The 12878-nt window shown below is 59.4% G+C and carries 13 protein-coding genes, 1 other RNA gene and 1 pseudogene; 8 read left to right on the top strand and 7 right to left on the bottom strand.

The window, feature by feature from the left end; genetic code table 11:
- Positions 1-5 precede the first annotated feature (5 nt).
- From TMS3_RS16885 to TMS3_RS16865, 5 genes are all read right to left on the bottom strand, one after another.
- Positions 6-284, bottom strand: a complete 279-nt coding sequence (locus tag TMS3_RS16885; protein WP_025166463.1) for an HU family DNA-binding protein — start codon at positions 282-284, stop codon at positions 6-8.
- A gap of 182 nt (positions 285-466) precedes the next feature.
- Positions 467-1516 carry an ACR3 family arsenite efflux transporter gene (gene arsB, locus TMS3_RS16880; protein ID WP_200929691.1) on the bottom strand — a complete coding sequence of 350 codons (1050 nt, stop codon included), beginning with the start codon at positions 1514-1516 and terminating at the stop codon, positions 467-469.
- Positions 1513-1992, bottom strand: coding sequence for an arsenate reductase ArsC (locus TMS3_RS16875; protein ID WP_025166461.1), 480 nt, complete (start codon positions 1990-1992; stop codon positions 1513-1515). The genes arsB and TMS3_RS16875 overlap by 4 nt, the downstream gene beginning before the upstream one ends.
- 41 nt (positions 1993-2033) lie before the next feature.
- Entirely contained in the window at positions 2034-2516 is a 483-nt protein-coding gene (locus TMS3_RS16870) for a VOC family protein (RefSeq protein ID WP_025166460.1), read from the bottom strand.
- A gap of 56 nt (positions 2517-2572) precedes the next feature.
- Positions 2573-2914 carry a metalloregulator ArsR/SmtB family transcription factor gene (locus TMS3_RS16865; RefSeq protein ID WP_025166459.1) on the bottom strand — a complete coding sequence of 114 codons (342 nt, stop codon included), beginning with the start codon at positions 2912-2914 and terminating at the stop codon, positions 2573-2575.
- Between the two features lie 409 nt (positions 2915-3323).
- Here TMS3_RS16865 and ffs point away from each other — a divergent pair.
- Positions 3324-3420: signal recognition particle sRNA small type (gene ffs / locus TMS3_RS24710), an RNA gene on the top strand.
- Between the two features lie 149 nt (positions 3421-3569).
- On the opposite strand, the gene TMS3_RS16860 is transcribed toward ffs, so the two are convergent.
- The gene (locus TMS3_RS16860; RefSeq protein ID WP_025166458.1) at positions 3570-3857 is read right to left on the bottom strand and encodes a DUF3509 domain-containing protein; all 288 of its coding nucleotides are present in this window, start codon (positions 3855-3857) and stop codon (positions 3570-3572) included.
- An 82-nt stretch (positions 3858-3939) separates the two neighbouring features.
- Entirely contained in the window at positions 3940-4161 is a 222-nt protein-coding gene (locus TMS3_RS16855) for a hypothetical protein (protein WP_025166457.1), read from the bottom strand.
- A 463-nt stretch (positions 4162-4624) separates the two neighbouring features.
- Between TMS3_RS16855 and dnaX the strand changes: the two genes are divergently transcribed.
- The 7 genes and pseudogenes from dnaX (at position 4625) to TMS3_RS16820 (ending at position 12854) form a co-directional block, all read left to right on the top strand.
- Complete coding sequence (gene dnaX / locus TMS3_RS16850) at positions 4625-6748, top strand: DNA polymerase III subunit gamma/tau (protein ID WP_025166456.1); 2124 nt, start codon at positions 4625-4627, stop codon at positions 6746-6748.
- Between the two features lie 18 nt (positions 6749-6766).
- Positions 6767-7093, top strand: a complete 327-nt coding sequence (locus TMS3_RS16845) for a YbaB/EbfC family nucleoid-associated protein (protein WP_025166455.1) — start codon at positions 6767-6769, stop codon at positions 7091-7093.
- Between the two features lie 201 nt (positions 7094-7294).
- On the top strand, positions 7295-7894 hold the full coding sequence (recR, locus tag TMS3_RS16840) for a recombination mediator RecR (protein ID WP_025166454.1): 600 nt from the start codon (positions 7295-7297) through the stop codon (positions 7892-7894).
- Between the two features lie 281 nt (positions 7895-8175).
- Positions 8176-9303 (top strand): annotated as a pseudogene (locus TMS3_RS16835) (acyl-CoA dehydrogenase family protein); the annotation flags it as partial.
- Positions 9304-9613: 310 nt separating this feature from the next.
- Positions 9614-10903 carry an NAD(P)/FAD-dependent oxidoreductase gene (locus TMS3_RS16830; protein ID WP_025166452.1) on the top strand — a complete coding sequence of 430 codons (1290 nt, stop codon included), beginning with the start codon at positions 9614-9616 and terminating at the stop codon, positions 10901-10903.
- Between the two features lie 14 nt (positions 10904-10917).
- On the top strand, positions 10918-11475 hold the full coding sequence (locus TMS3_RS16825) for a helix-turn-helix domain-containing protein (RefSeq protein WP_025166451.1): 558 nt from the start codon (positions 10918-10920) through the stop codon (positions 11473-11475).
- A 32-nt stretch (positions 11476-11507) separates the two neighbouring features.
- Positions 11508-12854 (top strand): glutamine synthetase family protein, encoded by a 1347-nt coding sequence (locus tag TMS3_RS16820; protein ID WP_025166450.1) that lies wholly within the window; start codon positions 11508-11510, stop codon positions 12852-12854.
- Positions 12855-12878 lie beyond the last annotated feature (24 nt).

Here is a 12878-nt window from a genome sequence, read left to right as displayed (position 1 = left end):
TGGTCTCAGTTGATCGCGTCGGTCAGGGCTTTGGCTGGAACGTACTTGACCACTTTCTTTGCTGCGATCTGGATTGCCTGGCCGGTTTGCGGGTTGCGGCCGGTACGGGCAGGGCGCTCACTGATCTTCAGCTTGCCGATGCCCGGCAGGGTGATTTCCTCGGCATTTTCCAGGGCGTCGCTGACAATCTCGCTGAGTTGTTCGAGCGCTGCGCGGACAGTGGCCTTCGGGGTGTCGATGGCTTCTGCGATGTCGCTGATCAGCTGGTCTTTGGTCATGGCCATATTTGTTGCTCCTTGCTTGAGTGAGGGGAAGGCGCTAGTAGTAGCCCCGCGCAGGGTACTGCGATTTTGCGGCGAAGGCATTGCTCGAGGTGAATGTCGAGCTGTTGAGACCTGTATGTGACTCGCCTTGCCTCGGTAAATTCCGTTTAAGTAGCAGTGTTGATTACTCAGATGCACTGGCCCTAGGTGGGAAACATATGCCGCGTGCGGTTGGCGATCGCGCAGAGCGAGAGCATTACCGGTACCTCCACCAGAACGCCGACCACGGTAGCCAGCGCCGCCCCGGAGTGTAGGCCGAACAGGGCAATCGCTACAGCTACCGCCAGTTCGAAGAAGTTCGATGTGCCAATCAGACAGGCCGGTGCGGCAATGCGGTGCGGCAGTTTCCAATACAGCGCCCAGATAAAGGCGATGGCGAAGATGCCGTAGGTTTGCAGGGTGAGTGGAATGGCGATCAGCAGGATGATCAAAGGCTGAGCGAGGATGGTCTGAGCCTGGAAGGCGAACAGGATCACCACGGTAGCAAGCAGCCCAAGAATCGAGAATGGCTTGATTCTGTGCAGGAAGCCGTCGTAGCTGTTCTGGCTTTTACTCAGCAGAATATGGCGCACCAGTACCCCTGCGAGCAGTGGCATCACCACATACAGCAGGGTGGAAAGCAACAGGGTTTCCCAGGGAACGCTGATGTCGGTGACACCAAGCAGGAAGGCGGCGATGGGCGCGAAGGCGAATACCATCACCAGGTCGTTCACCGACACTTGGACCAAGGTGTAGGCTGCATCGCCCTTGGTCAGCTGGCTCCAGACAAACACCATGGCAGTGCAGGGCGCGACGCCCAGCAGAATCATCCCGGCGATATATTCCTGGGCGCTGTGTGGATCGACGAAAGGCGCGAACAGGTACTCGAAGAACAATACGCCGAGCGCGGCCATGCTGAACGGCTTGATCAGCCAGTTGATCACCAGGGTCATCACCAGCCCTCTCGGCTCGCGGCTGACCGCTTTGATCGAGGCGAAGTCGATCTGCACCATCATCGGAAAGATCATCACCCAGATCAGCAGGGCGACCGGCAAGTTGACGCTGGCCAGTTGCAGGGCCGCCAGGGCTTCGAATAGGCCTGGCAGTGCACTGCCGAGTGCCACGCCGGTGACGATACACAGCCCGACCCAGAGACTCAGATAACGCTCGAACGAGCCCAGTGGACTGCTGTGAGTTAGGGTGGCGGCGGTCATGGGGTGTTGGCTCCGATCTGATTGAGGGCGGCTCGCAAACTGTCGTCGTCCATGTCGTCCAGAGGCAGGTTCAGCAGCTGCTGAATCCGCGCCTCCAGTTGCGTGTACGCCTTGGCGAAAGCGGCATGGATGTCCGCTTCGCTACCTGTCACATGGGCCGGGTCGGGAATGCCCCAGTGGGCTTTCAATGCCTTGCCGCTGAATAGTGGACAGGCTTCACCGGCGGCGTTATCACACACGGTGATCACCATATCGAAAGTCACGTCGCCGAGGCTGTCCCAGGACTTGCTGCTATAGCCCTCGCTGGCCACTCCGTGTTCGCGGAGTATTGCCAGGGCGCCGGGATTGACCTGGCCGGTCGGTTGGCTGCCTGCGCTCCAGGCATGCAGGCGGTCGGCACCCAGGTGGTTGATCAGCGCTTCGCCGATGATCGAGCGGCAGGAGTTGCCGGTACAGAGAACAAGGATATTGAGCATGTCTAGTCCCATTGACTTAGGTGCGGATGATGGGCAGTGGTTTAGCAGCAGTCGGAGCCAGGTGTGCAACTGGTTTGCTTACGACTCGCGGTCACCCGTGGTTTTTCTACCTTGGGTGCGCAACAGGCGTTATCGGAAGCGCTGGCTTCGCTGTGGTTGAAGGTAGGGATGGCGTTCAGTGAGTGGAACTGCTCCCAGGGAATGCCGGCCGGGTCGACGGTCCAATATTTGTCCGATTCCATGTAGCAGCACGCGCCGCTTTCCTCGATCACCGGTGCGCCGGCAGCCTTGGCCCGGCTTTCCAGGTCCGCCAGTTCAAGGGCGTCTTCCGCCTGGATACCGAGGTGATCCAGACCTACCTTGCCCGATCGGGTGGAGATGGCGAAGTTGACGCGTGGATCGTCCAGCATCCACTTGGCATAGTCAGCGTGTAACACGCTTGGCTCAGCGCTGAACAGGCTGGAATAGAAGGTCACCGATTGTTCGAGGTGGGTAACGCCGAGATGGATATGCATGCGTTTCATGGGCTCTCCTTATACGTTTATACGGATAGGCAGATATATTGGTTCCGAAAAATATGTCAGGCACAGCAGGGCGCATCTTCCTGGGCGTCGCTTGATACGGGATCAATGTTAAAGCGCGGATCGCGCGCGCAGGCAGTCAGGGTTTCGCGCAGGATGGTGCCGGCCCATTCAGGCAGGTAAGGATTGATCTGGTAATACACCCACTGGCCCTGGCGACGATCCAGCAAAATGCCAGCGCTGCGCAGTTGCGCCAAGTGACGTGAAATCTTCGGTTGCGACAGCTGCAGGGCGCTGGTGAGTTCGCAGACGCAGCGTTCGCCTTGTTGGTCAATGAGCGCCAGGCAACGCAGTCGAGTTTCATCGGAAAGCGCTTTGAACAGGCGAACGGGCGTGAGCATGGCGGTGTCTCGATTAAATATATGGATAAGCGTATGTGTTGATGTCGCGTAAGGCAAGCGATGCCGAGCGCGAAATTATGCGAGGGCTTGGTCGTGTCACAGAATTTAACGTTTTCGGGACAGGCAAGGCGGTTGGGGAGTCGCAGTGACTATAGCGCTGCGCGATGATCAGGTACTGCGACGGCGGGCAAAGCCCTTCAGGCCAGAAAGCGTGACCGGCTGGGTCACGGGAAGGAGAGTTGCCGTGAGAGTGTGGGAGAGATTGGCCGGTGTGTTGGAGCGCGTGGCGCTCGCTATTTGATCAGGACAGGAGCGTTTTACGCTGCTAAGTGCTTGAGGCTGTTGTAAGTTCAAAGCAAGCCGGTACAATGGCGCGGCTCGCCACTGGCGGGCAGCGTTATGGTGGTCCTGCCGGTCCCCTCGCAACGATCAGCCGTGAACCCGGTCAGGCCTGGAAGGGAGCAGCCGCAGCGGTGACATTGTGTGCCGGGGTGTGGCTGGCAGGGCCGCCTCCATCTCTCAAGCCTATTCGGGCTTGGCTCGCGTAACCCCTACTTGAGTTTCTCGAAGCGCTCAATGCCGAGCTTTGCTGTGTCTTATCAATTTGGACGCAGAAAAAAGCCCCGCTGTTTGGCGAGGCTTTGATCCGTCACTATCAGGCGTTGTGATAGCTGAGCACGCTGGCGTGTTCCTTCAGCGCTTTGCGCATCTCCGTGGGAATGTTGCCGGAGCGTACGGCGAGTTCCTGGCGAATCTCTTCGAGGCACTGTGCAAAGGCTAGCGAATCCTGCAATTGGACGTTGCTGAGTACGCGGCTGTAAGCGGCCGCATCGGCTTCGTCAAGCAAGGATAGAACGGTGCTGCCATCTGGGCGGGGGGCACCGAAAGAAACGCGTAAGGGGGCGAATAATTGCTCGGCTAGCTGGCGGTTAGTGCTGTCCATGACCGTACTCCATCCTGAGGTTGACAGAGGTAGACCATGAACTTGTTTTTGAGTTCAGTCTACCTGTCCGAGCTTTGGGTGATCAGGCTAGCAGTAATTGGCGAGTACGCTCGATTACCAGCGGCAATGATTCGCGGCTGTACTGGTCGGGGTACAGGCGCTGGGTATGCTGGGCTATGCCGGCATGATTGACGATGGTGAAACTGAAGTTGCCTTTACGGGCAGCCAGAATGCGGCAATCGAGTGGCGCAAATGCGCTGGATAGGGTGCGAATGGCATCCTGAATTTGGTGTTGAGTATTCATTTTTTGGGTGTTTCCTAAAACAGCTTGCGCGTCATTGCGCTGAATAAAGCTCCAAACGGTCGACTTTGTTGTCGACGGTAAGTGTCTGATCGGAGCGGGACTGCACGAGAAAGTTCCGTTTTGACGGTGCTTTAACGGGGTCGGTACTTCGGAGGCAGGCTTGAGTCAGCGCTTGAGCGAGACGGCCTGATCAGTCAGCGGGGTGGGTCAGGGAGAGTGCTGTGCGACATCGCTTGGCGGGGTCGGAGCGCTCATTACCAAGAAACCATCGAGGAGGCGGGAACGCCTGATTGACTTACAGCGTGGTACGAACGGGGCGGATAGTAACCTGTTGATTAAATTTTAGCCAGTGCAATTTTTGTCGTGTGATGCATCATAATGGCCGGCGCTGCGCATCGGATGCAATTTGGCCGATGCTCCGCTAGGATTAGCCCACTTTTGCTTCCTCTCGCGACGGTTTTCGATGAGTTATCAGGTTCTTGCACGTAAATGGCGTCCGCGCTCGTTCCGCGAAATGGTCGGCCAGACCCATGTGCTCAAGGCCCTGATCAACGCGCTGGACAGTCAGCGCCTGCACCACGCCTACTTGTTTACCGGTACTCGGGGGGTGGGCAAAACCACCATCGCGCGGATTATCGCCAAGTGCCTGAACTGCGAAGCCGGGATCAGCTCGACCCCCTGTGGCGTATGTTCGATCTGCAAGGAGATCGATGAAGGGCGTTTCGTCGACCTGATCGAGGTCGATGCCGCCAGTCGCACCAAGGTGGAAGACACCCGTGAGCTGCTGGATAACGTGCAGTACTCGCCCAGCCGCGGCCGCTTCAAGGTCTACTTGATCGACGAAGTGCACATGCTGTCTTCGCACTCGTTCAACGCGCTACTCAAGACCCTGGAAGAGCCGCCACCACACGTTAAATTTTTGCTGGCCACCACCGACCCGCAAAAACTACCGGTGACCGTGCTCTCGCGCTGCTTGCAGTTTTCCCTGAAGAATATGCCGCCTGAACGCGTGGTCGAGCACCTGATCCATGTGCTGGGCGCAGAGAACATTCCTTTCGAGGAAGACGCCCTGTGGCTGCTTGGTCGTGCGGCCGATGGTTCGATGCGTGATGCCATGAGCCTGGCCGACCAGGCGATTGCCTTTGGTGAAGGCAAGGTGCTGGCTGCCGATGTGCGCGCGATGCTCGGCACCCTGGACCATGGACAAGTGTATGGCGTGCTGCATGCTCTGCTGGAGGGCGATGCGCGCGGCCTGATCGATGCGGTTCGGCATCTGGCCGAGCAGGGGCCGGATTGGAACGGGGTGCTGGCGGAAATTCTCAATGTACTGCACCGCGTGGCCATCGCCCAGGCGCTGCCGGATGCGGTGGATAATGGGCAGGGCGATCGCGAACGGGTGCTGGCCTTGGCTCAGGTCTTACCGGCCGAAGATGTGCAGTTTTATTACCAGATGGGCCTGATCGGGCGACGCGATTTGCCGCTGGCACCGGATCCGCGCAGCGGTTTCGAAATGGTGCTGTTGCGCATGCTGGCGTTCAGGCCCGCCGATACGGACGATGCGCCGAGGGTGGCATTAAAGCCGCTAGGGATTAGCCAGGCCACTGCTGATCCCCGTACCAACCCAGTGGCCGGCACTACTATGGCGGTGCCGGTCACTGATGCTCCAGCGTCTGAGCGTGCACCTGTTTCTGTCGCACCTGCACCTGTACCTGCGGTTGAGGCAGTGGTGGAGTCCGCCCCTGCGCTGACGTCTGCAGTCCCCGAAACGGTCGCTGCGCCAGCTCCAGCAGAGTTAGAGCGTAGCGAAACTCCTGCCGCACAGGCTGCTGCACCTGGGGCCGCTGAAACGACTGCTGCGATCCCCGCGCCCCCAGTCGCTGTGGTTGATTTGCCTTGGGAAGAACAGCGCACTCAGGACGAGCTAAATACACCTGCGGCCGAGAGTCCTGGCGAAACACCCGTTCAGCCAGTGCCCGTGTCTGAGCCTGTGCAATCGCAGACCGAGGCTACAGCTACGGAGACTATCGACAAGGCGTTGCTGGTTGATGCCGATAGCGATGATGAGCCGCCTTTAGGTGATTACGATTATGTGGAGATGGATGCCGAGTCGTTTGACTACGATTTCGCGGGAGTAGAGCCGACTCTCCCGGCTGAACCGGAGCCGCTGCCCGCCGCGCAAGCGGCCACCGGTCTGGCTGCCGACTGGTTGGAGCTGTTTCCCAAACTCGGCCTGTCCGGCATGACCGGCAGCATCGGCGCCAACTGCAGCTTGATTGCGGTCGAAGGTGATAGCTGGTTGTTGCATCTGGATCCAGGACACAGTGCACTGTTCAATGCGACCCAGCAACGCCGGTTGAATGACGCGTTAAACCAGTACCATGGACGTGAGTTGAGCCTGCAGGTCGAGTTGTGCAAGCCTGAACAGGAAACGCCGGCGCAGGCGGCCGCGCGCAAACGCGCCAATCGTCAGCGCGAGGCCGAAGCGTCGATTCATAACGATCCGTTGGTGCAGCAGATGATTCAGCAGTTTGCCGCCGTCGTGCGTGCGGACAGCATCGAACCCATTGAAACCGCAGTTAACCCCTGATTACCGAGGACTAGCACCATGATGAAAGGTGGCATGGCCGGCCTGATGAAGCAGGCTCAGCAGATGCAAGAAAAAATGCAGAAAATGCAGGAAGAACTGGCGAACGCCGAGGTCACCGGTCAGTCCGGTGCCGGTCTGGTCAGCGTGGTGATGACCGGTCGTCACGACGTCAAGCGCGTCAGCCTGGATGACAGCCTGATGCAGGAGGACAAGGACATCCTCGAAGACCTGATCGCGGCCGCGGTGAATGACGCAGTGCGCAAGATCGAGCAGAACAGCCAGGACAAGATGTCGGGTATGACTGCGGGTATGCAGCTCCCCCCAGGCTTCAAAATGCCTTTCTGATCGGTCTCGTGCGCCCAGTCGGCGCACATGGCTGCGTTGCCGCCGGGCTCGGAATCCTCATGTGCACCAGCACACTGCGGTTCCTCGCCCGACGGCGCCTTGCCCTGCACGCCGCCTGAACACACTGCTCTGCTGGTCAGCCAGTAGGGCGGAAGGGTAACGCAGGCGTTTCCATCACTCTGCTGTCATCGAGTATCCCCCATGAGTTTCAGCCCACTGATCCGTCAACTGATCGATTCTTTGCGTATCCTGCCGGGTGTCGGGCAGAAGACGGCCCAGCGCATGGCGTTGCAGATGCTTGAACGTGATCGCAGTGGCGCTTTGCGTTTGGCCCAGGCCTTGACCCAGGCGATGGAGGGGGTTGGCCACTGCAAACAATGTCGCAGTCTGAGTGAAGACGAGGTCTGTCAGTTGTGCCTCGACCCACGCCGGGATGACAGCCTGATGTGTGTGGTAGAGGGGCCTATGGATGTATATGCGGTGGAGCAGACGGGCTATCGCGGCCGTTATTTTGTACTCAAGGGCCACCTCTCGCCCCTCGATGGTCTGGGCCCGGAAGCGATCGGTATTCCCGAACTGTTGGCGCGCATCAAGCAGGGCGGCTTCAGTGAAGTGATACTCGCGACCAATCCGACGGTAGAGGGCGAGGCAACCGCGCACTACATCGCCCAGTTATTGGCCAACAAGGGGCTGATCGCCTCGCGTATCGCCCACGGCATGCCGCTCGGTGGCGAACTGGAGTTGGTCGACGGCGGCACCTTGGCACATGCGTTGGCCGGGCGTCGGCCAATCGGTCTCTGACTCTGGCGAAGACCTGTTAGCGAAACTTCATTGTTAGTGATGTTTCAGGTGCTCAGTGGGGTGCTTCCTCTCTTTGGCTGGAAACGAGTGGGTGTCGTTCACTGCCTGTGAGTGCACAGGGTTATCAGCATCACTTCAGGGTGGAATATCCGCCAATCCTGGGCGGTAGAACCAGGTAGTGGCTGATATGTTGCGTATCGTCCGCTGTTATGGCCGATGTATCGTCTTGAAAACCAAGCAAGCGCTCGGTAAGTTCGTCTGACTTGCTCAGGAGTCTTGCCATGTCCGCCTTCCAGGAATACTTCGACGAATCCCATCAATTGGTGCGCGATTCGGTGCGGCGCTTTGTTGAGCGGGAGATCCTCCCGCAGATCAACGAGTGGGAGGAGGCCGAGGAATTCCCTCGCGATCTGTACCTCAAGGCCGGTGCCGCCGGGATACTCGGCATTGGTTACCCGGAGCGTTTTGGCGGCAGTCATGAGGGCGATTTGTTCGCCAAGGTCGCTGCTAGTGAGGAATTGATGCGCTCCGGCTCAGGAGGCCTGGTGGCAGGGCTGGGCTCTCTGGATATCGGCTTGCCGCCGGTGCTCAAGTGGGGCAAGCCGGCGTTGCGTGATCGCATCGTGCCGCAAGTACTGGCTGGTGAGAAGATCATGGCCCTGGCGGTGACCGAACCGTCCGGCGGCTCTGATGTGGCCCATTTGCAGACTCGCGCGGTGCGCGACGGCAACTGTTATCGGGTGACCGGTAGCAAGACCTTTATCACCAGCGGCGTACGCGCCGACTACTTTACCGTTGCAGTGCGTACTGGCGGCGATGGCTTTGGCGGTATAAGTCTGCTGCTGATCGAGAAGGGCACGCCTGGCTTCAGCGTCGGGCGCAAGTTGAAGAAGATGGGCTGGTGGGCCTCGGACACTGCCGAGTTGTTCTTTGATGACTGCAGCGTACCGCTGGAAAACCTGATCGGTATGGAGAACGCTGGCTTCGCCTGCATCATGGCCAACTTCCAGAGCGAGCGGCTGTCGCTGGCCATCATGGCCAACATGACCGCCCAGTTGGCGCTGGAAGAGTCGCTGAACTGGGCCAAGGAGCGCGAGGCGTTCGGCAAACCCATCGGCAAGTTTCAGGTGCTCAAGCACCGGCTGGCAGAAATGGCCACGCAACTGGAAGTCTCTCGCGAGTTCACCTATCGCCAGGCCGCGAAAATGGCTGCAGGCAAGAGCGTGATCAAGGAAATCTCCATGGCCAAGAATTTCGCCACCGATATAGCCGATCGCCTGACCTATGACGCGGTGCAGATCATGGGTGGCATGGGGTATATGCGTGAAAGCCTGGTCGAACGGCTGTACCGCGACAATCGCATCCTGTCGATCGGCGGCGGCTCGCGCGAGATCATGAACGAGATCATCNNAGGCGCTCCAGCGCGCTCCGGCATTTGGGCCCTTATGGCGCGAAAGCCTTGTCGAACGGCTCTATCGCGACAACCGCATCCTGTCGATCGGCGGCGGCTCGCGGGAGATCATGAACGAGATCATCAGCAAGCAGATGGGCTTATAGGCGCAGAGCGAATGGTTTCGCGGCTACACATTGGGGCGTACTCGCAGGCCTGAATCCTGATGGTAGGTGCTCGTGCGGACTGTCTGCTGAAATCGGACTTGCGCGCATGAACATAATCATATAATTTTTCATGAAATTATTAATAAATAAGTTCATGTATCTATGTTCCAGCAATCAACTGAGCATCTCCGTACGTATTATTCCGCTAGCTGCCGAGAACTGCTGTGCGAACGCCAACCGTTGCGGGGCGCACAGAACACCGAAGTGCTGGTTATTGGTGCCGGCTTTAGCGGCCTGCACACCGCGTTACGTCTGGCGTTGGCTGGCAAACGGGTAATCCTGCTCGAGGCCAGTCGAGTTGCCTGGGCGGCCTCCGGGCGGAATGGCGGACAGGCGATTCTCGGCTGGTCGTGCGATATGCCACCTCTCGAGAAAGCACTGGGTCTGGAGCGCGCGCGCAGGCTATGGGACAGCATGCGCTGGGCCGCCGATGAGATACGCGCTCTGCCTGAGCGGCATGGCTTCGATTGCGATTATCGACCGGGTCATTTATGGACCTCGGTGATGCCGCGCCGGGTGGCACTTCTACATGAATGGCAGAAGGAGGCCGGTCATAAGTGGGGGCATGACCAGTTGCGTTTCGTGCCCCGCCAGGAGCTACCCGAGTGGGTGGCCAGCGAGCGTTATCAGGCTGGACTTTTCGATCCTTTGGGTGGCCACCTCAACCCGTTGAAACTGGCCCTGGGTCTAGCCGAGGCCATTGAGCGCGCGGGCGGGTCTATCCATGAGCAGAGCCGGGCGCTGCGTTATGAACAGAATGACGCTGGCTACCGGGTAGAAACCGGCAGCGGTAGCGTACAGGCAGAGGTATTGGTGCTGGCCTGTAACGCTTATATCGACCGACTGGACCGAGACCTGGCGCGGCGTATCTTGCCGGTGGGCAACTATCAGGTCGCCACTGCGCCTTTGGGGGTTCAGCAGGCCGAGGCGCTGCTGCCGCGCAATGTCTGCGTGACCGATAACCAGTTCGTGCTCGACTACTTTCGCCGGACTCCGGACAACCGCCTGTTGTTTGGCGGCGGTTGCAGCTATCTGGGCGGTTTACCCAAGGATATGGCTGCCGCTACCCGGCCCTTCCTCGAACGGGTGTTCCCGCAGTTGTCCGGGGTCGAGTTGGAGTTCGCCTGGGGCGGGCACCTCGACATCAGTCTGCAGCGTACCCCGGATATCGGCTGCGACGCCGATCGCTACTGGCTACAGGGTTACTCCGGGCACGGCGTGCTGCCGACCTTGGCCGGCGCACGGGCGGTGGCCGATGCGATTCTGGGGAACGACGACGACCTCAAGCTTTATCAAAGTCTGCGCAATCCAGTGTTCCCGGGGGGCGAGCGCTTGGCCGCTCCACTGGAAGCGCTGGGCAAGGCCTGGTACCGGCTGCGTGACTTCATCTGACAAGGGCAATGACCATGGATAAGCAAGAAGAAATAGCGGCGCTGGCGATCCTCATTCATGACCTGCGCAAGCATAAGAAAATGACCCTCCGCGATCTGGCCGAACGTATCGGGCGCTCGGTGGGCTTCTTGTCACAGGTCGAGCGTGGCTTGTCGTGGCCCACCGTGGCCGACCTCACCGCCATCAGTGAGGCGCTGGATGTACCCACCACCTATTTTTACAGCCTGCCAAAACCCAAGGCGCTGCCCTGGGTCACTCGCCCCGAGGAGCGGCGCACCCTGTACTTCGCCAACGGCATTACCGACATTCTCGCCTCGCCGAAAATGTCGGCCGCCTTTTCCATGCTCGAAAGCCTGCTCGAACCAGGTGCCAGCAGTGGCGAGCGGCAGATGAGTGACCGTTCGCAGCAGGGCGGCTATGTCCTGGAGGGGGAGTTGACCCTCTGGGTCGGCGCGGATGAGGAGTGCGCGACCTTGCGCGTGGGCGATGCCTTCCAGGTGCCCAGCTATGCCCAATGTCGCTACGCCAATCAGAGCGACAAACCTACCCGCGTGCTCTGGGTTTACACCTGATCAACCTATCCATTCCTGCAAGGAAACTATTCATGAACGCCGTCTTTCCCGACGTGCTGGCTGAGGTTCGCGCCTTTCGCAAGAACCATCCCGAGGTACGTTTCGTTGACTTGATCTGTCTGGACATTCCGGGGCACTTCTACGGCAAGCGCTACCCGGTGGAGATGCTGGAAAAGGTCGCCGCCGGCAGCGCTCTTAAACTGCCGCAAAACTGTGTGCTGCTCGGCGCCCAGGGTGGCCTCTACGAAATCGGCGAGTACTGTTTTCACGATGGCGACCCGGATGCGCCACGTCGACTGATTCCCGGCACCTTGAAGCCGGTGACCTGGGAAGCGCAGCCGCTGGGACAGATGCTGATCAGTTCCGACGGTACCGAGGCGCCAATCGAATTCGATCCGCGCGAAGTGCTGGCACGGGTGGTCAAGCGCCTGCGCGAAAAGGGTATTTGTCCGGTGGTGGCCTTCGAGCTGGAGTTCTATTTGTTCGATAAGGCGCTGGAAAAAGGACTGCCGCAGTTTCCGCGTGATGAGCTGAGTGGCGATCTCGACGACCAGCCCAATATGCATATTGAGCGCCTGTCGCGCTTCGCCCCGATGCTGGACGATATGGTTGAAACGGCTCGGCTGCAGGGCATAGACGCCACGGTGATCACCGCCGAGTTAGGCCCCGGACAGTTCGAGATCAACTTCGGTCACTGTGAAGACCCGATGCAGGCCGCCGATTGGTCGGCACTGTTCTGTCGCAGCACGCGCGGCGTAGCGCTCAAGCATGGCCAACGTGCCAGCTTCATGGCCAAACCTTATCTGCAATATCCTGGCAGCGGCATGCACGTACACATCAGCCTGTACGATCCAGCAGGACGCAACTTGCTGGCGCAGGATGAGCAGCGCCCCCTACGGCATGCCGTGGCCGGCTGCCTGGAGCTGTTACCGCACCTGATGCCCATCTATGCGCCGAATCACAACGCCTATCGTCGCTTCGGTGCCATGGTCAACTCGGCCAGCCGCGCCAGTTGGGGCTATGAAGACCGTGACGCCAGCGTGCGCATCCCGGAGTCGGACGTGGACAACCTGCGCATCGAGTTTCGTCTACCAGGTGCCGACGCCAACCCCTATCTGGTGCTGGCAGCCTTGTTGTGCAGTCTTGAGTACGGTCTGCAAGCGGGGGGCGAGCCGATTGCGCCGTTAAATGAGGACCGCAACAGCGGTATCGACTTTCCCAAGGATATGCTGGAGGCTGTGCGCCAGATGGCCGACCACCCGGTGGTCAGCCAGGGTCTGGGGGCGGAGTTCGTCATGGTCTATTGTGAGAACAAACGACAAGATCACCAGGCCTTCATGCACGCCATCAGCCCGCGCGAATACCGCTGGTATCTCTGAGCTAGCTGTCCATCGATTTTCCTC

The organism is Pseudomonas taeanensis MS-3 (assembly GCF_000498575.2).
Taxonomy (GTDB): Bacteria; Pseudomonadota; Gammaproteobacteria; order Pseudomonadales; family Pseudomonadaceae; genus Aquipseudomonas; species Aquipseudomonas taeanensis.
The sequence above is the reverse complement of the archived record's forward strand: the minus strand, read 5'-3'. Positions and strand labels throughout refer to the sequence as shown.